The 22696-nt window shown below is 47.9% G+C and carries 21 protein-coding genes and 2 pseudogenes; 7 read left to right on the top strand and 16 right to left on the bottom strand.

Annotated elements, in window-relative coordinates; all coding sequences use genetic code 11:
- Positions 1-17: 17 nt before the first annotated feature.
- Genes ELR70_RS19860 through ELR70_RS19870 form a run of 3 tightly spaced genes read right to left on the bottom strand, consistent with a single transcriptional unit; the run spans position 18 to position 1514 of the window.
- Positions 18-461, bottom strand: coding sequence for a flavodoxin domain-containing protein (locus tag ELR70_RS19860; RefSeq protein ID WP_054015433.1), 444 nt, complete (start codon positions 459-461; stop codon positions 18-20).
- Positions 461-1195, bottom strand: a complete 735-nt coding sequence (truC, locus tag ELR70_RS19865; RefSeq protein ID WP_054015434.1) for a tRNA pseudouridine(65) synthase TruC — start codon at positions 1193-1195, stop codon at positions 461-463. Before truC ends, ELR70_RS19860 begins: the two co-directional genes overlap by 1 nt.
- A gap of 7 nt (positions 1196-1202) precedes the next feature.
- A complete protein-coding gene (locus tag ELR70_RS19870; RefSeq protein ID WP_054015435.1) occupies positions 1203-1514 on the bottom strand; it encodes a YqcC family protein in 312 nt (103 codons plus the stop codon).
- 134 nt (positions 1515-1648) lie between these two features.
- On the opposite strand from ELR70_RS19870, the gene ELR70_RS19875 reads away from it, so the two are divergent.
- Positions 1649-2680 carry a DUF3549 family protein gene (locus ELR70_RS19875; RefSeq protein WP_054015436.1) on the top strand — a complete coding sequence of 344 codons (1032 nt, stop codon included), beginning with the start codon at positions 1649-1651 and terminating at the stop codon, positions 2678-2680.
- Positions 2677-2979, top strand: coding sequence for a DUF3301 domain-containing protein (locus tag ELR70_RS19880; protein WP_054015437.1), 303 nt, complete (start codon positions 2677-2679; stop codon positions 2977-2979). The genes ELR70_RS19875 and ELR70_RS19880 overlap by 4 nt, the downstream gene beginning before the upstream one ends.
- A 1280-nt stretch (positions 2980-4259) precedes the next feature.
- Here ELR70_RS19880 and ELR70_RS19885 read toward each other — a convergent pair.
- Positions 4260-4916 carry a GNAT family N-acetyltransferase gene (locus ELR70_RS19885; RefSeq protein ID WP_054015438.1) on the bottom strand — a complete coding sequence of 219 codons (657 nt, stop codon included), beginning with the start codon at positions 4914-4916 and terminating at the stop codon, positions 4260-4262.
- Positions 4917-5021: 105 nt separating this feature from the next.
- On the opposite strand from ELR70_RS19885, the gene ELR70_RS19890 reads away from it, so the two are divergent.
- The 3 genes from ELR70_RS19890 to ELR70_RS19900 all read left to right on the top strand — a co-directional run bounded on the left by ELR70_RS19890 (position 5022) and on the right by ELR70_RS19900 (position 6482).
- Entirely contained in the window at positions 5022-5249 is a 228-nt protein-coding gene (locus ELR70_RS19890; protein ID WP_054015439.1) for a DUF2789 domain-containing protein, read from the top strand.
- 185 nt (positions 5250-5434) lie between these two features.
- Positions 5435-5707, top strand: coding sequence for a hypothetical protein (locus ELR70_RS19895; RefSeq protein ID WP_054015440.1), 273 nt, complete (start codon positions 5435-5437; stop codon positions 5705-5707).
- Between the two features lies 1 nt (position 5708).
- Positions 5709-6482 carry a Zn-ribbon-containing protein gene (locus ELR70_RS19900; RefSeq protein ID WP_054015441.1) on the top strand — a complete coding sequence of 258 codons (774 nt, stop codon included), beginning with the start codon at positions 5709-5711 and terminating at the stop codon, positions 6480-6482.
- A 49-nt stretch (positions 6483-6531) separates the two neighbouring features.
- Here ELR70_RS19900 and syd read toward each other — a convergent pair whose 3' ends face one another.
- Positions 6532-7077 carry a SecY-interacting protein gene (syd, locus tag ELR70_RS19905; protein WP_054015442.1) on the bottom strand — a complete coding sequence of 182 codons (546 nt, stop codon included), beginning with the start codon at positions 7075-7077 and terminating at the stop codon, positions 6532-6534.
- Positions 7078-7138: 61 nt separating this feature from the next.
- Here syd and queF point away from each other — a divergent pair, with 61 nt between their 5' ends.
- A complete protein-coding gene (queF, locus tag ELR70_RS19910) occupies positions 7139-7984 on the top strand; it encodes an NADPH-dependent 7-cyano-7-deazaguanine reductase QueF (RefSeq protein WP_054015443.1) in 846 nt (281 codons plus the stop codon).
- On the opposite strand, the gene ELR70_RS25540 is transcribed toward queF, so the two are convergent.
- From ELR70_RS25540 to ELR70_RS19935, 6 genes are read right to left on the bottom strand one after another with little or no spacing between them, the layout of a single operon-like run.
- Complete coding sequence (locus ELR70_RS25540) at positions 7971-8390, bottom strand: peptidylprolyl isomerase (protein ID WP_241566331.1); 420 nt, start codon at positions 8388-8390, stop codon at positions 7971-7973. The two genes, queF and ELR70_RS25540, sit on opposite strands and share 14 nt — an antisense overlap.
- Positions 8391-8401: 11 nt before the next feature.
- Complete coding sequence (locus tag ELR70_RS25545; protein WP_241566332.1) at positions 8402-8836, bottom strand: peptidylprolyl isomerase; 435 nt, start codon at positions 8834-8836, stop codon at positions 8402-8404.
- Positions 8787-9725, bottom strand: a complete 939-nt coding sequence (locus tag ELR70_RS19920; protein WP_054015445.1) for a hypothetical protein — start codon at positions 9723-9725, stop codon at positions 8787-8789. The genes ELR70_RS25545 and ELR70_RS19920 overlap by 50 nt, the downstream gene beginning before the upstream one ends.
- On the bottom strand, positions 9725-13441 hold the full coding sequence (locus ELR70_RS19925; RefSeq protein ID WP_054015446.1) for a translocation/assembly module TamB domain-containing protein: 3717 nt from the start codon (positions 13439-13441) through the stop codon (positions 9725-9727). The genes ELR70_RS19920 and ELR70_RS19925 overlap by 1 nt, the downstream gene beginning before the upstream one ends.
- The gene (locus tag ELR70_RS19930; protein ID WP_128064689.1) at positions 13441-14118 is read right to left on the bottom strand and encodes a BamA/TamA family outer membrane protein; all 678 of its coding nucleotides are present in this window, start codon (positions 14116-14118) and stop codon (positions 13441-13443) included. Before ELR70_RS19930 ends, ELR70_RS19925 begins: the two co-directional genes overlap by 1 nt.
- Before the next feature lie 35 nt (positions 14119-14153).
- Positions 14154-15176: a POTRA domain-containing protein gene (locus tag ELR70_RS19935; RefSeq protein WP_128064690.1), complete on the bottom strand. Its 1023-nt coding sequence runs from the start codon at positions 15174-15176 to the stop codon at positions 14154-14156.
- A gap of 182 nt (positions 15177-15358) precedes the next feature.
- Here ELR70_RS19935 and ELR70_RS19940 point away from each other — a divergent pair, with 182 nt between their 5' ends.
- Positions 15359-15685, top strand: coding sequence for a ribonuclease E inhibitor RraB (locus ELR70_RS19940; RefSeq protein ID WP_054015448.1), 327 nt, complete (start codon positions 15359-15361; stop codon positions 15683-15685).
- A gap of 42 nt (positions 15686-15727) precedes the next feature.
- Here the strand turns inward: ELR70_RS19940 and ELR70_RS19945 are convergent.
- The 5 genes and pseudogenes from ELR70_RS19945 to thiL all read right to left on the bottom strand — a co-directional run bounded on the left by ELR70_RS19945 (position 15728) and on the right by thiL (position 22676).
- Positions 15728-17463: pseudogene (locus tag ELR70_RS19945) on the bottom strand (DEAD/DEAH box helicase).
- A 144-nt stretch (positions 17464-17607) separates the two neighbouring features.
- Positions 17608-17913: an H-NS histone family protein gene (locus ELR70_RS19950; protein WP_054015450.1), complete on the bottom strand. Its 306-nt coding sequence runs from the start codon at positions 17911-17913 to the stop codon at positions 17608-17610.
- Between the two features lie 200 nt (positions 17914-18113).
- Positions 18114-21191 carry a ligand-binding sensor domain-containing diguanylate cyclase gene (locus ELR70_RS19955; RefSeq protein ID WP_054015451.1) on the bottom strand — a complete coding sequence of 1026 codons (3078 nt, stop codon included), beginning with the start codon at positions 21189-21191 and terminating at the stop codon, positions 18114-18116.
- Between the two features lie 28 nt (positions 21192-21219).
- A pseudogene (locus ELR70_RS19960) lies at positions 21220-21704 on the bottom strand (phosphatidylglycerophosphatase A).
- Between the two features lie 12 nt (positions 21705-21716).
- Complete coding sequence (thiL, locus tag ELR70_RS19965) at positions 21717-22676, bottom strand: thiamine-phosphate kinase (RefSeq protein WP_054015453.1); 960 nt, start codon at positions 22674-22676, stop codon at positions 21717-21719.
- Between the last annotated feature and the right edge of the window lie 20 nt (positions 22677-22696).

The raw sequence follows: 22696 nt of genomic DNA on the forward strand, positions 1-22696 counted from the left end.
ACACCAGGACACTCGAATCAAAAATGTTGTAGCCACTTCTGTAGCCAAGGTGCAACAGCTTCATAAGGCTCAAAATGCTCGCACGCATCGACATCCAGACGCGGCTCAGCCACAGTCGCATTCAGCTCCTGAATTAAGGCATCGATCTGACGTCCGGCACCACAAAAGGTGTCCCCGTAACTACTGTCACCCAAGGCAATAACCCCGACTGTTTTGCCCGTTAGCATAGGAAACTGACTTTGCATTTGCAGTATTAAAGGGAGCAGATTATCCGGGATATCACCTTGCCCAGTTGTCGAAGAGATAAACAATAGGTTTTCAGCAGACTGAACTTGCTCCAGGGTAGGCGTTTCAGCGATCATGGCAGTATGACCTTGCTGTTCTATGTCGTTTTTAACCTCGACCGCCAGGTTTTCTGCATTGCCAAATACTGAACCGACAATAAGTGTAATGGATGCCATTATAGGTAGTCCTTTTCTGTACTTGGCCAGCCCAGTTGCTTGCATAAGCTCAACATTTCCTCTCCCAGGCTGGCGCGAATAATGATGGGTTGTTGACTATAAGGATGCAAAAACTTCAGTTCAGTTGCAAATAACATCAGGCGGCGGATACCAAAATGATCCTGAAAAAAGTGGTTCTGCTTGTTATCCCCGTGATTTACATCGCCAATAATGGGGTGATTGAGATGATTGAGATGGCGACGGATCTGATGTTTGCGGCCCGTTTTAGGAAAACACTCAACCAAAGAGTAGCGAATACTGGGGTATTTACCCAGCGGAATATCCAGCGTTGCCTGATGTAAGCAGTTGAACTGGGTCTGTGCTTCCTGGGGCGCTTTATCCTGATCGGCAAACTTGTCAGCAATCTTATCTAACTGCTCTTTCAGCGGTTTATCAACATACACATCTTCAGGAGCAAAGCCGCGCACCAGAGCGAGATAGCGCTTTTGCACAGTGCCATCAATAAAGACCTGATTCATATCCCGTGCCGCTTCAGAGCTCAGCGCAAACAACAGAACGCCTGAGGTTGGCCGGTCGAGTCGATGAACCGGAAACACATGCTGCCCTAGCTGATCGCGCAGCATCTGCATAGCAAATTGGGTTTCACGTTTGTCGAGAAACGAGCGGTGAACCAGCAATCCCGAAGGCTTGTTGATAGCCACATAGTGCTCATCCTGATAAATGATTTCTAGCATACTGCTACTACTCCGAAACGGCCAAATCTAGTCGTTGCAATACATTCAATAACACCGCCAATTGAGGGTGCTGTGCGAGGCTGATTTCTGCCATAGGCGCAATGGCCATATTGGCAGGTAGTGCTGATCCACTTTGCAATAGCGCACGCATCTTGACGACAAAGACAAACTGCAACCATTGTTCGAAACGCAGCGTATCGCAGCAAAATGGTTGAGTAGAGCGTAACGCCTCAACCGGAACCGGCGTTGCCTGCCAAAGTTCAGCCTGACGCAGTGTATGCTCCAGTTCGTCCAGCAGGCGCCATACAGGGTGATCCATAGTGCTTCCTCACACAAATACAAAAGCGATATTATACCCGATCAAACCCGAACGTTTGTATCTTTATAGCTACTCTTATCAGCCACTGAGAATAAAGCTATAATCGCGCTTCAACGCAATTAAGTGAGATGATAATGACAGCGCAAATTACGACTTTAGGTGAACTACTGACTTCAGCCGGCACGCAATGGCGCGCCTATGATATTGGCCGTCGCATAACCAAAATCGATAAAAAGCAGTTTGCGCAGATCGAGACAACTCAGGTTCCTTACCCCTATCCGCTTGCAGGTCATGCATTACTGGCAATCCAGTTTTGGGATAACCAGGCGACCCAGGACCCTTATGTGTGGTTTTTAAAACTTCCTTTGGATGAACAAAGTAAGCTGGTTGCCGCCAGCCGAGATCACTTTGCCTCTATGGTGATTGAAGCAATAGGTACTCAACTGACCGGTGAAGATGCGCAGGGTAAACTGGATAATAATCCTTATGTCTATGCACCCAACGCAAATAAGCTCGCCGCATTTAATGCTTTATTGAAAACTGAATTAAAGCGGCCCGCTTCGCAGTACTATGAGTACGCTGAGCTCTACTTTGCTCAGAAGCTGGGATTAGATCAGTGGCAAAACCTGGCGGTACAGGGTCTTGCTGACTTTGCGATGCGTCTGGATCACGGCAGTAACCGAGACAACTTAAAAACTAGCTGGTCACAGCTTCCTCTGGAGGTTCAATCACCTTTAGCAGCGATGTTAGAGCATGTAGCCATTGGTGTTGAGTTGACCGAACACTTACTCAGTGGCCTGAAAACAGCAGTGGAGAAAAATGATCTGACAGCCTGTGTTAACCATCTTAGAGCTTTGTCCGGCAGCCATAGTCTGGGGCTGATTGCGGAGGCTGTAGACACCATTCTGGATTCCCCTTTGGCAGCACATGCCGACCTGCAATTGACCATAACCGGACGTTGCTGGGAAACACTGACCGAGGCACAAAGGTTAATCAAACTGATGGACAAGGCAGCCCACAATACCGATGTAGAAGGTCTGTTTGAAAGCATTTTCGCCGACTTGGTTGCAATTCCGGTTTTGCGCCCACATGTCTTAGCTCTACTTAGAACAGAAAATCGCAGTGAAACACTGTCAAAAGCGATAGGCAGGCTATTTAAACGATGATCACTCTTTGGCTTTTTATTCTTATCGGCGCAATCATTGCGTTCTTTTGGTTTGGTCGCCAGATAGCAGAAGCGGCGCAGCAGCATGCAATTGGCCAGGCTGAAAAACTAAACGTGCAGCTGCTCAGTGTTGCCTGTGTTAAACGCAGGCTCGCTGTGCTAAGCAATGGAAAACTTGGAATAAAGAGCCAATTTGCTTTTGAGTTCAGCTCAGATCAGCAAAGTGCCTACACAGGTACTATGTATCTGGAAAACCTGCGTCTGAAGAAGATGGATATTCCACCTCATCGCATGATGTAGTAGATGCTCTGTAGACTGGTGAGTAGTTAATTAAATAGATCTTTCGATTTGGGGAAAACGTACCTGTTCAATCAGGTATCAGGTGAGTGTATTAGCTAACTACACACTCAGGCTAACAGACAAATATAAAAAACCAAGGCGTAACCCTTGCGCTACGCCCCAATCTGACGAATTTCCTGGGAGGTATCCAATACCTCTGCTTACAACAAACTAGCAAGCCGCCAAGCTTCATCATCCCCTGAACGGGTATACATCCTGACACACCCGATCTTCTTCCCTGACTTCATCCGATAGGTTACGTCCTGTAGATATCCTTACCGCATCCAAGCACATCCTTTGTCTTGCAGTATGAACTTCACACCGTTCGACTTTTCTTCCCTATTCCTTTTATAAACAACATCCTGTTGTGTCCTGAGCCATCCTGACTCTATCCACTTCGCTTCTCCTAAGCGCTCCTAACGTCCTTTGTTCAACACCGTGCTGATGCTTCCTGAGTCATCCTGACTCTGTCCACTTCGCTTCTCCTAAGCGCTCCTAACATCCCTGATTCAACATCGTCCTGATGTTTTCTGAGTCATCCTGACTCTGTCCACTTCGCTTCTCCTAAGCGCTCCTAACATCCCTGGTTCAACATCGTCCTGATGTGTCCTGAGTCATCCAGACCCTATCCACTTCGCTTCTCCTAAGCGCTCCTAACGTCCTTTGTTCAACACCGTCCTGATGCTTCCTGAGTCATCCTGACTCTGTCCACTTCGCTTCTCCTAAGCGCTCCTAACATCCCTGATTCAACATCGTCCTGATGTGTCCTGAGTCATCCTGACTCTGTCCACTTCGCTTCTCCTAAGCGCTCCTAACATCCCTGATTCAACATCATCCTGATGTTTCCTGAGTCATCCTGACTCTGTCCTCTTCGCTTCTCCTAAGCGCTCCTAACATCCCTGATTCAACATCGTCCTGATGTTTTCTGAGTCATCCTGACTCTGTCCACTTCGCTTCTCCTAAGCGCTCCTAACGTCCTTTGTTCAACACCGTCCTGATGCTTCCTGAGTCATCCTGACCCTGTCCACTTCACCTCTTCCTGGCGCTGGTGTCCTTCCGTCCTTGAACATGATTAAGTTTACGCAATCCTGGCTGTCAGAAAAGGCGCTTTTTCTGATAGTTTTTTAAGTCATCAAGTTGAAATAAAATAAAAATCAATATAAATAAATGACTTAGACTTAAATAAGGGGTTAAATCAACAGGTCTAAAACGCCTTGACCTACATCCATGTGAGAAAAGTCTCACAGCGTTTTTTCCATAATGGCCGCTCGGGTTTTAAACAGCAATTCACCTTGTACTGATTTGAAAGTTAAAACCTGATGCTTTTCATACCCATGCTCTTGAAAAAACGCTTGTTGGTTAGGTTCTGAGACAAACACTCCAAGGCCCGTGGCAAGTGGGTTCTCTTTTACCAATTCGTCCAATGCGCTAAGCAAATGGTGCCCCAGACCTTGCCCCTGATATTGCGGCTCTACCGCAATAAAAGACAGAAAATAGTAATGCCCCTGCTCAGACAGTGCTTCACGAATGGTTTTCTCTTTATCAATCAGCTGCTGCGTTTGAAGATAGCCAGCACTCATCATGAGTCGCAACCGCCAGTCCCAGCGTCGTGACGCTTGCAACTCGGTTTGCGCTTCAAACACGCAGGCAATCGCAAGCAAAGATTCTCCCTGATATAGCCCAATCAGTGGCTGGGCTGATTGGCCAAAACAAGACAATTCTTCGCGGATCAATGCACGTAAACGCGATTCATAGCTTTGCTCATCGGATCCGCCCAGAACATCTTTAAACAACTTGTCATCATGGTAGGCTCGATATAACAGGCTAGCCGCAACGGTACTGTCTTCCGGGTGTAAGTGTTTAATCGTCAATTGTGTAACGGATGCTGGATTAGTCATGGAGTGTCCTTGTTTTTTGTTTTGATTATCCGACAATAATTTACTTGGTCGGTGTCGTAAATCTACTATAGTTATAGCGTACTTTTTAAACAAAAAGAGGGGCGTATGGATACTAGTGTACATAACCTGAAAAACTTATTTGCACAACTTGGGTTGGATAACAGCGATGCCAAAATTGAGGCCTTTTTTAGTCAACACAGTCTACCTAGTGATATGCTGTTAGCCGAAGCCCCATTTTGGAATGAAGGGCAAAGGCATTTTATTGAAGAGTCACTTCAAGAAGATGCCGACTGGAGTGAAGTAATAGACGAACTGGATACGCGATTGCGTTGAGCATGACTGGACTATTTGCAAGCAGTTAAATAGCACTTTACGCGCGGCCTTATTTGAGCTCGCATGCTGTTCCGGCGCTTTTTGATGGCTCCTCAAATCAGGCTCAATACAAACTGTTTTACGGGTGATGTTCCGCAGGCTAAGATGGTACAATGCACTCAGTTTTTGTTTCCAGAGGGCACACTATGCATCCCGCCGTTTTAAACGCCATTGCCACACTCGTTGCACAAGGTAAAACCCCCACAGTTGCTACTACCAAAGCCAAATTAGCGGAGCCTGTGGCTATGCCATTGATCATAGCGGGACTGACGACATACAAGAATAACCCGGAAATACTGTCGACATGCGATGACAACCCCAGCCAGCGCGATGATTCTGAACAACCCAGTTCTGAAACACAACTTGATCGTATCGAAGCCAAGCTGGATAAGCTGATTGCCCTGCTGGAGTCTCGTTAATATGTTTGTGGTTGATCTTACGTTTGACTGTTATCAGGACACCACTCTTGAAAAGGCAGAGCAGGCAATAAACAGGCTCGTCAATGCATTGCGTTTTAATGGCCAGATCATCGGAGATGAATTTCCTACAGTATTAAAAGAAGGTTTTTTTATCACGCGGGTAATGTGTCCGCTCGAAGATTCACTGCATCCGCTCCACCACAGCCCGTTTGTGAAACATGCCATTGAACAGCTCCAGCAAGCGGGGTTATTGGCACCTAAAGTCAAAGTAATAGGCCAGGATATCCATGCTAATGGTGCCGATCAGTGCCAATCTCCCTCAAGCTATATCCTCTATACCACCTATGTGCACACATGTAGTCCGTTATATTGTGGGGATGACTTCCAGCCAATTCCTTTGTATACCATTCCGGCTATTGCGAATGGTGATTATAAGGCGTTGATTAAATGGCAAGAAGACTGGCAGGCCTGTGATCAGATCCAGATAAACGGGGCAACCCGGTGCGAATTTGCCGCACTCAATGAACTAACAAGCCTCGACAGCGATCTTACCCGACGTGGACTGGACCTGAGTAAACGTATTCGTTACCTCACCAAAAAGCCGGTGTATTATTATTTGTATCGAGTTGGCGGAGAAAGTCTCGCCCAGGAAAAAGCGCGCACCTGTCCTGGCTGTGGCGCTGACTGGGCATTAGAAGCGCCCTGGTTTGGTATTTTTGATTTTAAATGTGATGCCTGCGAACTGGTGTCTAATATATCCTGGGATTTTCAGTAGCAAAACGGTGACGTCCTTGCGCGTCACCTCACATGCCAACATAGTACGATTAAAACTGTGTCGATAGTTGATTTAAAAAGACTGTCAGATTGGGCGCAAGTACTTTGTGCGGCGCTTTGCCTACCCGCTCTAGACAGACTTCTCCTGTGCTCAGCTGCACCGTGATCAATACATCTTCCTGTGCGGTCAGGCCAATAAAGACAGTATCTTCTTGCTTGAGACGTCGCTTCATCAAGACATGACCCGTGATATTTTGTTGCAAACGCTCAAAGTCCTCTTCATTCCAGGCTTGCAGCAACTCTACTTCTTCACCGTCCAGCACGACCAATATATTGCCAGCGTAAGCCGTGCCATAAAATTCATTCAGCTCAGAACTAAACTGGGTTTCCAGTGCACTGGCCAGCGCATTGAAGTCACCACATGGCGTTCTGGGCACCGCCTGCCACGCTATCAGACCATCACCTCTGGGTTCTCCAGTTTCACACGGACTGGGCCATTGTGCGTCATGTTGGATCAATGGCCAGTGGCCCTGTGATTGCTGCACCGAGTTGGCAAATTTATCATGAAGTTCGAGGATCAAAGTGCTCACGCTCATACTGCTATTCTCGCTCATTATTCGCTATAATCGGGGCCATTGTAACTACTAATGGATCAACATGACAGACTACAATAACGCCCCTGAGTTAAAAGCTTCCGTACTGGGTAAGACCACGGAATACGCCAGTCACTACGACCCAAGTCTGCTTCACCCTATTGCGCGTAAGCTCAATCGTGACCAGATAGCCGTAGACGAGCAGGCGTTACCATTTTTTGGTGAAGACATCTGGCATGGCTATGAACTGTCCTGGCTTAATCACAAAGGCAAGCCACAGGTTGCCATTGCCCGATTTGTATTCCCCTGTCAGAGCAGCCATATTATCGAATCTAAATCATTTAAGCTGTATCTGAATAGTTTCAATCAGAGCAAGTTTGCCAGCTTTGATGCGGTGCAAAAAGCATTGCAGCAAGACTTGTCCGCAGCAGCCCAATGCGATGTCGACGTTACTCTGTATGGCCCGGACGACCACGACTGCTTGCCCTTTTCAGCCCTACCGGGAGAATGTATTGATGAGCTGGATATTTCGGTGGATGATTATAGTCCCCGCGACGGCTTACTGGCTCAAGAAAGCGACTCTCAGGTCACTGAAACCTTGCACAGCCACCTGCTTAAGTCTAACTGTCTGATCACCTCACAGCCTGACTGGGCGAGTATTGTGATCCGTTATGAAGGGAAGAAGATTTGCCGAGAGTCTCTGCTGCGTTATTTAATCTCATTTCGGGATCACAATGAGTTTCACGAACAGTGTGTTGAACGTATTTATTGCGATTTATTACGTGCATTTGAGCCCAACAAGCTCGAAGTTTATGCACGATACACCCGTCGGGGCGGCCTGGACATAAATCCATTCCGCTCCAGCGAGCAAAATAAGACGACCTTTAACGTCCGGATCAATCGTCAATAAATGCCTTAACCGGCACGGTGACCGCGCACACATCGGTATGATTGGCCTGGTGTAAAAACCAGGCTTCCGGGCGGTTCTGCCGCGCGGCGATCAGCGCCCGAAATGCCTCACTCTGTGTGTTAAATACCATAAAGCGTTGCTTGTCTTGTGTGTCTGCCAGCACCTCAACAGCCACAATAGGATTAAAAACCTGCCCAACGGTTGGCGTTCTGTGTAGCCGCTGAACGTGCTCCATTCCCGCTAATACGCGGCCAAACACAGTAGTGTTTAAATCCAGATAACGCTGTGCAGTTAACGTAAAATAGAATTCACTGCCACCACTGTCTGCACTGTTCTGACGCGCCATTGCAAACGTGCCGGGGCAATGTGTTTGCCAGGTACGCTTGCCATCTTCACTCTGTGCCACCGCAAACCCATTTAAAAAGCCTGTGCGGGGGCATAGCCATCATTTAAGCCCAGCTCTGTGATGGTAAGGGCCTCGTCACTGGTGTGGAAAAACTCCGCGGCGATGCTTTTTTTGCCATTAACAGGCTCTCGCTTGCCGTCTTGATCGCCACCTTGTGCAACAAAGCCTTCGACAAAACGATACATATTGAGGCCCTGGTAGAAGCCCTCCCGGGCCAGCGCCTTAATATTATCAACATGTCCCGGTGCCAGCAGAGGGTTCAGCTCAACGTAAACCGGGCCTGTTGGTAGGGTGATCTTAAGCATGTTATCTGCTGCGACTAATCGCCAGTCATCTTTATCCGCCTGAGCAATGATGCTGGCAGGTGAGCGCTGCTCTTGTGTTATCGTGATGCCGTCAGTCTGTACTTGCCTGTCTGTCGACTGGCAAGCAGCGAGCGTGAGCATTAACAAGGCTGCCAGGCCCACCGCTTGATTTGTGTTGCGTGTTATTATTGTCATTGTATTTTCCTGGTTGATACCACAATTCGCTGCGTGACAAAGGTGTCTCGGCAGACAAGGTCGGGTTGGGCAAGGTTAGCCTCATGCGTGCGGCTAACTCCAGTTGCTCCAGCTTTTTTGCAAAGTGGCTGCGAAACAACCACTCGAAGCAGCCATCAGCAATGGCCTGCTCCAGACCGGACTCTAACAAAGTATGTAACTGGATATTGTTTTTATCGACAAACAGATAGACGGCAGAAGGATAGGTTATCAACAGATGTGGTTGCACCATGACGTCAGTTCGTGCCGAAAAATCTTCGGCTGCCAGTATATCCAGCGGCACCACGTCCAGCCGCCTGTTACTCAGCATAGTCATCGCTTTTTGTGTGTCGTGAAATGCCACCACCTGAAGTCCATTGCGCTCAAACACCGCTCTGTCAGGCCAGTCGTGACGGAGCCCAAACAGCAGCGGCTTTAACTGCCCCCAATGCTTTATATGCGTGAACTCAGCAGAGCGGTTGGCATCAATAAACAAAATGCGGTACCCCAATAACCCTTTTACCAGGGGAATACGTATTGGCAGTGCTTGTTGCTCTCTTTCTTCACTGGTCACGGACCAAAATACATCAATGCCCGATTGCTTACCAAGCAGGCGTACAGCTCGAGTTTGCGTTGGGATACCTGCAACAGTCTTTAAGCTAACTGGTCGCGGCTGATAGGACAACGCCAATTCAATCAACTGAAGAACATAAGGATTAGCACCTGATGTCACTCTAATTTCTAGCGGTGCACGGACAGTATACGCTGCGCTCGAAAAGGAGATGCTAAGTATCAGTGCTAACAAAAAGCGGTGCATTATTCGTCCCAGTCAAATTTGTACAGCAGGTCAATACTTTTATACAAACCACTGGTCGCTTCAATATAAAATTTCGAAAAAATCCGGTAGCGTACCGCGACCTCACTCAGCGACGCGAAGACACCCACCCGATAACTGACCTGTACACTGGGGGTTAGATAACCCGACACTTCAACTTGGGTATCATCACCACTACCCTTGGCCGACAGGTTTACATCCTGTATCCCTATGGTTTCGCCCGCTTTGGCAAAATACCCCTTACTGCGATCTATACTCTGAGACAATAGAAACTGCGCCAGCATAGTATTGTTATTACTCTGGCCATCACCTAAAGGCTGACCATTGAGCAGGTAAGCCAATGCCTGAGCCTGATCCATTGCTGGCTGTGAATAAATCACCAATTCAGGGCTTCGGATACTACCTTTAACTTCAACTCCGGCAACAACACCATTGGCTGTTGTCTCAGGATTACGGATTGCACGCACATTAATATAGGGCTTGTCCAGCGGACCGTTAAACCCCATCTGACCTGTTTCTATGCTCAGGTCCTGCCCAAATGCTTTGTACCGCCCTTCTCGCAAATTGATCTCACCACTGGCCAGTAAGGCCGAAGCAAGCTGCTTTTCTAAAGACAATTCCCCCGTCAGATAAGCGTCCAGACCCATGGCCTTAACCCTGACATCATCCAACAAGCGTACATCCAAATCGAGCTTATAATCCATCATCTGAGCTGGCGCTCTGGAGCTGGCTCTGTCAACGATGACCTGATCGTCGCTTACAGCAACCACCCCCTGAGGTAATTCTTCAATCTCTATACGACCATAAGGCACTGTAATCGCCCCGGTTACTTCTGCATACTCACCGTTGTATCGCAATGACAAGTCTGGAGTCACATCCAGGGTGACACCGAGTTGAGGTGTCAGAGTTAACTGCTCACCGCTGAGATTTAACTGGGCCCTTATAGCACTGTGCCAATCGACTTCACCACTGAACGCAACCTGACCCCGTGGCGCCGTGGTAAGTTGTCCAACTAGCTCAGCCTGTTGACCATTCAATTGCACATCAAGATCCAAGTCACTGATAGCTAGGGGAATTTCACTGGCTCTTAGCTGAATATCTTGACCGCTAAGCTGACCACTTAACTGCGGCAGTGTCAGCGGACCATCGATGTTGACCTGGCCCGCAATGACCCCCGCCAGCTCCAAATCTGGCCATAATAACCGACGTAGTAAAGGCCGAAATTTACCCAACTCTATGCCTGCTATATTTACAAACCCGCGCACTTTTAGAGGCTCAACCTGCAGTGGCATCAGCAGCTCACCATTAAAATGGCCCAGCTTCCTGAGCGCCAGCTGCCAATTGGCTTTGGCCTCTTGGGTATCACTGTTAAGTGCCAGGGAAAAGCGTTCTATTTCAAGTGGTAAGGTTGGTGCTGTTCCCCCCTCGCTATCATCAAGTTGCTCTGAGGCTGCACCATATAATGTGACCTTAGCGTCGGCCATAGCCAGTTGCCCATCCAGCGTCTCTAACTGGCCCTGCGACCATTTTGCCCCGACACTCCCAGAGAGAATCCCTTTTAGTTCAGCCAGGTTACTCAGCAACGGGTTAAAATGCGTCAAGTTCAGCTGCTGCAACTCTATGCTCGCCTGACCCTGTGCCCCATGCTGTGCCGCGAAGCAGATCTGCCCGGGTGAGAGTGTCCAGCATTGACGCGCCACGACTATCTGGTCCGTTTTTACCGTCAATTGTGCTGGCGACATCAACGCCAACTCACTGTTGTTAGAGCGCAACATACCGGCATCTAACTGACCATCCCAGACCTGCTGCGCATACTGCCCACTCAATGTCAGGTCAACACTGCTGCTTGAGTTCTCAACCTGTATTGTCAGCTGGTGGTGATCCTGATCTCCCTGTCCCGCCAAGCTGAGAGACGTAGCAGGTAAATCCCCCTGAGTTACTTCGGACAGAGACACATTCAGGTCAGTCAACCAGTCTCTGGCCAAATCAAAAGAGAGTGCCAATGTGCCACTACCTACCGACGTATCCTGATACACAAGTTTATCCAGCTGGCTGTGTAGCGTAAGTTTCGGTAAATTAACCGGCCCAGTGGCGGTGAATTGTCCCGACAGTTGCACATCCGCAGGCAACACTGCGTTTTTTTGATGCGCCAGTGACAACTCACCACGCACATCCAGTTGCTGATCGGCTGTGCCCGACAGGGTGAGCTGACTGTCTCCATAACTGAGCTGAGCGGTTTGGATCTCGCCATGTAAATCACTATTTAAGTTACCTCGGGCAACCAGCTGCAATGGTAAAGCAGCCAGCTGCCCGCTAAGTGTCAACTCATTTACCTGCGCCAGCCACTGCTGGCCATGTTGAGAAAAATCAAGTTGGTATGAGCCAGACAATTGGGTCTCATCCAGCTTCAGCCAGGCGCCTAAAGGCAAGGCATGTAGCTCTCCTTCTAACCGGCTACGGATCCCATCTTGCCAGCTCACCTGGGCACTGAGCTGAGTATGCGCTTCACCCATTGTGACTTCGGCCTTTTGCAACGTCAAAGCAGTGAGTCCGCCGGCAGCTGCCAGGTGTATATCCAGTTCAGGGTCAGATAAATCAAGTTGCTCACTCAGTTGCACGCCTGCATGTGCATTGACCAAATATTCAACCGCAGTGCCTTGCACGTCGAGTGCCAGCTGTTGCAACGTATTACCTGAGCCTAAAGCAAGTTGTTCGGCGTTTACTGTCAGTGAGAAAGGCCAGTTTGGCACAGCCGGACTTAGACTCAAGGCGATTTTACCCTGCCTATTACCAGAAAGCGTAGCGGCCAGATCCAATTGATTAAGGTTGCCTTTAAATGTGAGGCTACTCTGATAATCAGAATGCTCATGCTCCAGCGCTCCCGACAACGCCCAGTTACTTAAGTCTGCTTGCGCTGTCAGAGCCAATTGGTGTGAGAGGTAAGTCAGTGACAAATGTTGAATCGACAACTCAGAGTGCTCAGCAGCAGCACTGAGCCTAAGCTGCTTCAGGGCCTGTAACTCGCCCTCATAAGGGTGGTAGCTCAGCTCAGCTACTGTTAACTTCTCTACGCTGACAGCCATGGGAAGTTGTATGACAGGCAATGATAATCCGGGGATCTCTGTCGGCATAACAAAAGGAGCTGTAGGAGCTGGCGCTTCAGTTTGCCTGATCCGTGCACGACTCAGCGCAAGCTTGTTGATTTGCAGACCCTGTTCATCGGCTCTGGCTGCCACTGTCAGCTTACTGAGGCTGACCTCGTGTCCTGCTACCTTCAACTCTGCAGTCCCTAACCGAAATTGCTTGATAGCAAAGGAAAATGGTAAGGATAATGGCGCAGTTTTAATCGCTTGCTCAGGCTCAGCTGACACCTCGGGCTCGCCGACAGGCTTAGCCAGGTATAAGGTTACCTTGTCAGCACTGCCTGACAGACACAAGGTAGCACAGCTAAACCAATCAAGCGACAGGCTTAACTGACGAGCATGAAAGGTCACCTGTTCATCCTGAAATTGCACGTCCAGCACAGCATTAGACAGCAGACGCGCCTGAGGTGCGCTGATTTGCAAACCAGTTACACTATGATTAGCTCCCCAGACTAATAGTTTGTGACCAGGCAAGGTAAACAACAAGCAAAATACCGCCACACAGATCCCAATGACGATATAGCTAATACGGCGTAGCCAGACTTTAAATCCCATTACATCTCCGGTCCAATCACAATACTTAAACGGGTGCTCTTACTGTCTTTGCTCAGCCCCCAGGCGTGATCCAGACGGATCGGTCCGACCGGCGTCAGATAGCGAAAGCCAAATCCGGTACCCAATGCCCATTTATCCTTAAAGTCATCCGTTGCCGTGCCCGTGTCGACAAACAGCGCAACACGCCAGTTGGGCATAAACTGGTAGTTATATTCTGCACTCGCTGTAGCAAGATATTTACCGCCTAGCAGCTTACCCTCATCGTCGCGCGGTGCCACAGACTGATAAGCAAATCCACGGATGCTCTGATCGCCACCGGCAAAAAAGCGCATATTGAAGGGCACGGCTTCAATATCATCGGTCACAATGGCTCCCGCCTCCAAACGGGTCACAAAGAAGTGTTGTTGTGCTATGTTGCGCAACCAGGCATTTTTCCAACGCACTTTGATCAGGGAAGTCGACGAGACCAAAGATTCACTGGCCAGCTCAACAGAGATCAGCCGTTCATTGCCCCAGTACGGCAACATACCTCCCAGGCTTTGTTTTTTTGCATAACTCACACCGGGGATCAGCATTTCCGTTTTCAGGGTTTCGCCGTCCTGTTCACTGGTTTCATGTTCACGCTTTAAAAATGCGGTACGTACCCAATTTCCGGATGTCAACCACTGCCGTTGCACCTGAATATTCCAGGTCTTGGTATCAACCCCTTCAGTCAGGTCGTCCTGTAACTGATATCCCCCAGAATGCGAAATACATCGTTGTTCGGATCATCCACCGGGATTGTGTAGGCACCACTGATATCCTGCTGACGCTGAGAAATATTGAGATCTGATGTCATAGAGTGCCCCCCGCTCGTTATCCAGGGTTTGCTCCATTTGAAACGGGCTTTCGCACCTAAGTCGGTACTATAGCCTCCGCCTACTTCATAGCTGTTGGCGGGTTTATCGACCAGCTCGACACGAATTGGGACAGTGCCTTGGTGCCTGAGTTTGAGCAAAGGGTAAACCCGAACACTCTGAAAATAAGGCGTTTCATTCAAGGTAAGGTTATACTGAGAGAGTTTCTGGGCAGCATAAAACTCACCCGAGCTAAATGGACTTAACGCTTTGGCAAACGCAACCGCCTTCGACTGCGTCGACAGACGCAATTCTCCAAAACGATACCTTGGCCCCGCCGATAGTAATAAGGTTGCAGAAACCTGCTGTTGTACGCGATCCACACTCAGCTGTTTTTTCAACCACTGAAAATCAAAATATCCCAGCTCCAGCAACACACTTTCTATATTCGCTTTAGTCGCTTCATAACGGTCATGTCTTGCCTGCTCACCTACTTTAATAGCTCCTTCTAGTAACCGTGAGCGCAATGCCACTTCTTCAATCCCCTGCAGCACAATCTCAACTTTGTGCCAGCGCAATGCTATACCAGGGTCCAGAATCAGGGTGACACGCCTAGTCTTCAGGTCAAACGACATGGTGAGCGAGTGATGATAATACCCCAGCGCTTGCAATGCCTTAGTAACATCTTTACCTATCAGCTTCTTTCTGCGTGGTGTAAACGGCTTGCCTAGATATGTGCTCATAAAGCGCATAACATTGTCATATGCTTCATCTGATAGCTCAGCGCCATCAGACATCTGGCTCACAGTAAATTCTGTAATACCTGATGAATCACTGGCCAGTGCCTGAAACGACAATAGAAGAACAACTAAAATGGCAGTAAACGCAGATAGACGCACTAAATAACCCTAAAATTCACAGTGATATTATAATACCACAGCAAGATGATGCTGACATGGCGTGGATGTTCATATCACAGTGTTATTTTTGCTCGCTTACATGCAAATTTTTGCGGTCAGTGCTTTTTATTTTGTGTGGGATAGCGGACAATATCGGTAGCTATATTAACTTGAGTATGATTATGCAATTCCCTGATGATGACAACGGCCAGCTACTTGCTGAAATTGCTGCAGCCGGTGTAGATCTCACCCAGATGCACAGCATCGATTTTTTTATTTTGTTCGAACAAAAAGCCGACGCAGAGCGCTTTATGAGCACCATTGCAGAAGATGAGTTGGCACCAAAGACCAAATTGGATACCTGTCCGGATACCGGTGTATGGGAAGTTGTCACGTCTGTGACCATGGTGCCCGAGCACCAGCTGTTAAGTCAGACCGAGCAATACCTTGAGTCTATCGCAAACAGCCACGAAGGTTATGGTGACGGGTGGGGAATACTCGCTGAGTAACACTCTTACATCTGAATGATGCAGAGCCCGGAATGCTCTGCATTAGCTTTTATCAGCGGTGCGATAACTCCCCTGATAATCAAAAATCTTTTCTGTGACCTGCCAGCCATATTTCTTATGTTGCCGGGCAATCACAAAATCTGGTGCCGACAATAAAGTGGCATCCACCTGTTCAACATCAGTCCAGGTACTCACACGCACACCTGTGCGACAATGCTTTTCAAATTGGCGAACGAAATAACCTCGACTCGCAGGCTTAGCAAAGTCAAACACTTCGCTCACACTGGCACCATCTTCATCGAAATACGTAATTTTCAGCAATTGGGCTTTAACCACTTCCCCACTCAGACCACTGCATCGCAGTACCATCGCGTTTTTCAGGTTCAATGCAGCCCTCAGTTTGTCGTCCGGATCGGTCAACATCACTGCACAACTGTGACATTGACGTGCAGCGATATCATTTTCTGCGCCACAATTATCACACTCTTTGAATTTGAAACGATAATCACATTGCTGTTCATTGCCGTCATCGTCCTGCAACAGTCCCTGACAACGCCGTCCAAAGTGCTCGATAACGCGCCCTTGTTCGTCGTATTTGCCCCAGAAGACATTGCCAAACCCGCAACCCGGACACAGCACTTGAACAGGTTCATTGTCCGAAGCTGGCTTCTTACTGCCCACCTCAGGGTGAAACAGGTCAAACTCATTGGCGGCATAATCAATCACCAGGCAATCTTTTTTGCCCTCGCTCAAACGCAATCCTCGTCCCACTATTTGCTGGTACAGACTCACTGACTCTGTGGGCCTTAAAATTGCGATGACATCCACATGCGGCGCGTCGAAGCCTGTGGTTAATACCGATACATTAACCAGGTATTTGATCTCTCGGCGCTTAAAGGCAGCGATGATCTCATCTCGTTCGCGGTTATCTGTATCACCCAGCACCAGTGCTGTTTGGCCGTCTGGTAAATACCCCTTAATTTCTTTGGCGTGCAATACAGTTGCAGCAAATATCATGACACCATGACGCTGTTCACTGAGCGACATTACGTGTTCAATGATGCTCTTGGTTGCCCGGGTGTTGCTTTGCAGCAGCTGGTTCATATCCGCTTCGCTATATCGGCCAAACGCATTACTATCCAACGCTGAAAAATCATAATTCTCAACCGCGGGGTCAAGCTGCTTAGGGGGTGTCAGATATCCGTTTTTAATCATATAGCGCAGTGGTAATTCGTAAATACAGCGTCGAAAAGGGCTATTGTCACTCCCCGGACAAAGCCGTGATAGTGGCTGTGATACACCCATCCAGTGCCAAGCCGGTATGGGGTTGCCGTCAGACCAAGTATCTTTAGCGCCGGATTAAACTGCCGCAAGCGCGCAATCACCGCCATATACTGGCTGTCGTCTTCACCACTAACCCGATGACACTCATCAATAATCAGCAGGGAATAAAAGGTATCAATGGCTTCTAAATTTCGGGCCAATGACTGCACACTGGCAAATGTCACCTGGTGAACCAGCTCTTTTTGCTTTAAGCCTGCGGAATAAATACTCGCAGATAAACCATAACTCTGATATTTCTGTGCATTTTGCTCAACTAACTCTTTGACATGTGTCATGACCAATATTTTATGTCTTGCTAATCGAGCAAGCTGTGCAATAACCAGACTTTTACCAGAGCCTGTTGGCAGAACAATTACCGCACTGTCGTCTGACTTTTTAAAGTGGGCTATGGTGTTTGCAACGGCTTCTTCTTGATAGGGTCTTAGTGTGTAAATAGGGACACCTGACTATATTAACGGCAGAGAATTTTTGATTAAGATGTGTGCTAGCGGGATATGGAATATGAACCCAGAAAAGGTATCTAAAACCTCACAAGCCAGCCATTTTATATAATATGGCTGGCTTACGCTGAGCAGTAATTAGATTTTGTAATCTTCTAAGTTAACACCAACGAATGCTTTTGGTGTTTTACCGCGACCAGTCCACTCAAATACTTCACCGTCTTTTTCAATACGGTATTTTGGACGTACCTTGCTGCGCTTATCAGTTGCTGATTCGGAAGCAAAATCTTCTAAAGACAATCCTTTTTCTTTAATCAGTGCCAAAACTTCTTTTTTGGCTTCTTCCTGTTTTGCCTGCTCATCAATGGCGGCTTGGATAAGCTCCAGCGCTTTATTCAAATCACTGTAACTTGCAGTCTTAATAAAAGATCTTATTTCACGCATTGGATTACTCTCGTAGATTGTTGAATTTAGAATTTTATGAGTTAATTAAGCTCGGTATATAGAGAGTATATTATATTTATCTCTTTTCAAATTAAAAGTAGTTAAATTTATAATATCCGTTGATAATTACACAATATTAGCCATCATTTAAACTCAATTTCAGACTCAGTACCTAACACCGGCCTTAACAGGCACTGTGACTAACGCATCCAGACTTTCACCTCTGCCAAACCATTGGACTGCAACAGTTGTAACTGTGATTCAACATTTTGGCTTTGCTCAAATTCAAACGCATCGAGTTGTTCATCAAAAGTAATGGTGGCAGCACCATCCCCACCGCGTTGCTTCACTTCATGTAGTGCGATATCAGCAAGGTTAACTGACGCTTCCCAGCCAATGACCTGGCCTCCAAGTAATGGCAGGGGATAAAAAGACCAGCCCACAGACACGCTCAGGTTCAGTGACTTCCCATTGGGCAACTTAAACTCAAACTGAGCAATCGCTTTACATAATTCGCTTACATACCGTTCAACTTCGGAACATTTAAAGTCCCTCAGCAGTAGTAAAAACTCATCACCACTCCAGCGCGCGACATAATCGGACCCCTGAGTGCGAGTATTGAGCAAAGTTGCCAATTGCTGTAAACAGCTGTCTCCACCAATGGGACCATAGGCATCATTGATCTTACTAAAACTATCAATATTCAGGATCATCAGTACCAGGCTCTTATCTTGCTGCCGCAAAGATTGCGCATTACGCTGATAATGCTCAATATCTTTCGGGAGCTGATCAAACAAGAAGCGCCGACTTCGCAGTCCAGTCAGTTCATCTGAGTGGCTAACCAATTTTAACTGAGTGTTGACCTGATTGAGTTTGTCATTGGCTTTTCGGAGCTCTGTTGTGCGTTCAGCGACCAGCGCTTCCAGCGCGGCCTGCTTGCGTCGCTCCTGAGTACGAAAGACCCAGAACACCAGATAGAACAAAAACATAAAGCCACAGGTGATGATCAATCTGAAGAAAACAGTTTCATCAAAGCGCTGTGGTAATTGCAGGTTAAGCGACAAATTGTGTGCCTGCTGCCAATCCTGACCACGTCGTTTTACCTGTAGCAAAAAGGTAAAATCGCCTGGCGGCAAGTTGGTATAAATGGCTTCGCGACGAGATTGAGCATCACGCCACTGGGCATCATGACCGTCCAGCTTATAGCGAAATTCAATACTCTGTGGCGCATAGAAATCAATGGCCGTATAGCGAATGGTCAGGTCACGCTCACTGGTGTCCAACTCAACCGGGCCTTCCAGCCTGTCTGGTGTTAGATTACGTGTTGCAGTAACGATACTTTCAAATTTAGGAGCCAATTCTGCGGCGCTGAATAACTGTACTTTTTTAGGGATACGCACGACCCCCTGCAAGCTGGGATATAAGAGGTAATCGTCCTGCTCAACAACGGCATCATGACCCAACCCCGTGCAACACTGACTCGGTACACCATCCAGCTGTCGGTCAAAAGGATTAATTACCTGCTCTACCTGCAGGTTTTGCACAGGTTCACTGAATTGTGCAATCGGCATGCGGTACACGCCTTTCATGGTGCTGACCCAAACCAGCTCCTGCGACTTGTCAAAGTGTAGCGATAAGATCGGCCCATAGGGCAATCCGTGAGATGCATCAAGCTGATGCCAGTCGCCATCCTGGCTACGATAATATAATCCATCGTAGAAAGTGCCGACCAGAGTTGCGCTGCCTTCAACGTGCAAAATACTGGTGACATAGGCTGACTCAAGCGATGTCTGCCCACCGATTTTTTCTATGCCCCGCTCATTGTATTTATAGGCTCCCTTGTCCGTGCCAATAAAGCCAAATCGCGGAAAGTCTACAACATAGGTAATAAACTGGCTGCCTAAAAAAGCATTGTAAGTAAATGGCGTCAAACCACTGTAGTCGAGCCGATACAGACCGCGCCCGGTACCCAGCCAAAGCCCGCCCTGATTAGAAGGAGTCAGAGTGAAGACCTGAGTCTGACGAAACTCACGATTTGGGATAGCAAGCAGTTTGTCATCTTCATAAATGACTACGCCACGACCAGTACCGAGGAACAACCGCTCTCCGATGAACTCCATGTCATGAATTTCCACCCCGTTTAGCTGAGACGCACTGATCACAGGTTCGTAATTATCATTGCTATCAAGCCGGCCTACTCCCTCTCGGGTAGCAATCCATACGTTACCTTGCAAGTCTTGTGTGATCGCAGAAATAGCCTGTTCCCGCTGCGTGCCGACAGAGAAACGCTCTACCCGTCCGGCATGTGCCAGCCACAGGCCCTCGTTAATACTGGCCATCCACACATTACCATCGTCATCAATAAAAATGTCGGTAAACCAGATCCCCTGATCCAATTGCGCCAACTCAACATATTGCCACTGGCCACCACTTTCTTTGTACAACAGCCGGCCATAGGTAGATACCCACATGCCACCTTGCTGATCACTCAAAAACTTATAGGTGGCGTTATTACCAATCTCATCGTATCGCCTGAGCACCTCATCAAAGTCGAGAAAATACGCACCCAACTGCGAAGCGAGGAAAAGCTTACCGTCAATCCAAGCCAGATCATGAATATTGGTTTGCGCCAGCTGACGTGGCAATGATATTTTGCTGGAGAGCTCCAGCCGCATGTCATTGGAGCCCATAGACTGGGACTCACTAATCCGTAATAAGTGACGCTCGTTAACCAACCAAATACCTTGCGGAGACGAGGTCATTTTTGTTACTGAACCGACGATTTGGCTAATATGTGTAAGGGAGAGCTTCTTATTATCGATGTTGTTTTGTGCAAGAGTCAGGCGTTTTGCAGATACATAATATAAGCCGTTCGCCGCGACCCAGATATTACCATGATGATCTTCAAGAATATCTCTGACTTCACCCTGGACTTCAAAACGCTCTGTTTTAAGGGTTTGTGGATTTAACCGGGTTACCCCTCTGCGGGTGCCAATCCAAAGCATACCAAAGCGGTCAACGAAGAGTTTATTAACCGCATTACTGTCCAGAAACTCACTATTTTGCGTTGTGTAATTGCTGAACTGCAAACCGTCGAATCGGCTTAGCCCGAATTGTGTACCAAGCCAGATATAGCCTTGTTGGTCCTGAACCACACTCTTGATACTTTGCGATGGCAGGCCATTTTGCATACTCCACTGTTTAACAACATAATCATTAATTGCCGCATTCACACCTGTGGTGAATATGCATAGCAACAGTAGAAGTATAAATCGCATAGGCTCCCTCTTCGTACCCGTAATTAAATTAGCCGCCCAGGACACCTGTTTTAAACAAAGCTTGCAAACAAATCAATGAAAATATCCCGGCAAGCAGGTCATCAGCCATAATCCCCAAACCACCATGCAGCTTTCTATCCAGTATCCGAATTGGGCCGGGCTTGGCAATATCAAAAAAGCGAAATAATAAAAAACCGACCAGCAGTGACTGCCAGCTAATTGCAGCCCCTATCATAGTGATATAAAACCCGGCGACTTCGTCCCACACGATTGCAGGGTGATCATGTACACCAACATCACGAGCGGTTTTGCCACAAATCCAAAATCCCGCCAGGCTTATCAAAACGGCTAAAGAGATCTGCATCCACAACGGCTGCCCATTGTCAGCAGAATAAATGGTAGCGCTGCCAAAGTACCAAAAGTACCGGGGGCTTTAGGTGCTAATCCTAAACCAAACCCCAGCGCTAAAAAATGATGCGGGCGTTTAAGGTTGAATGATAACGGCTTATTCAAACCTGCTCCTAATTAAAAGTGTTGATAACCGCTACGCGGTAATGGGCATTTTTCTCCCGCTTGCAGCAATTCAAGTTTGCCGACTGACGCGGTAATTTGACCGATACATACAGGGTCTACACCATACTGACGAAGACGTGCCTCTACGGCACCTTTGTTACTGTCGTTCACCGTAAATAACAATTCATAGTCATCGCCATACGCTAACCCCAACTCATGGCGCAAAGATTCAGGCTCTAATTGCTGCAGAGTGTGTGACATCGGTACATCTTCAACATTAACCAAGGCGCCCACACCTGATTTGTTCAAGATGTGCTGCAAGTCGGCCAGTAAGCCATCCGAAATATCGATGCAGGCAGTTGCCATACCTCGTAACACTTGTCCAGCCGCCACTCTTGGAGTTGGAAAATGTAACTTTTCTTCGAGACGCTTTAGCTGAGTAGCCTCTATCGGTAGCTGACGTTTACGCGCTTCAATCGCCAAAGCCGCATCGCCCAGCTCGCCGGTGACATAGATCCAGTCGCCCACTTTAGCACCTGAGCGTGTCAGTGCTTTGTCGTTTGGAATGATCCCTTTGGCACAAATGGTGATGGTCAGCGGCCCCTGGGTGGTATCCCCGCCTATCAGCTGAACATTGTAATACTCAGCAATTTCATGCATGCCTTCGGTGAATGCTTCCAGCCAATCCATATCGACCTTGGGCAGCGTTAAGCCTATGGAAATCCAAGTCGGCTCTGCGCCCATCGCAGCAAGATCGCTGAGATTAACAGCTAAGGCTCTATGACCTAATGCTCTGGGTGGAATGTCTTCGAAAAAGTGTACACCGGCAACCAGGGTGTCTGTGGTAATGGCAAGTTGGTGCTTGTCAGGAACCGTCACTATGGCACAATCATCACCAATGCCAACCTTTACATCACGACGCGCAATGCCACGCCCCTTGAAGTAATGGTTGATTAACTCAAATTCCTTCATACATTAAAAAAGCCGGCCCA

It is taken from the genome of Pseudoalteromonas sp. R3, assembly GCF_004014715.1.
In the GTDB taxonomy this organism is placed as follows: Bacteria; Pseudomonadota; Gammaproteobacteria; order Enterobacterales; family Alteromonadaceae; genus Pseudoalteromonas.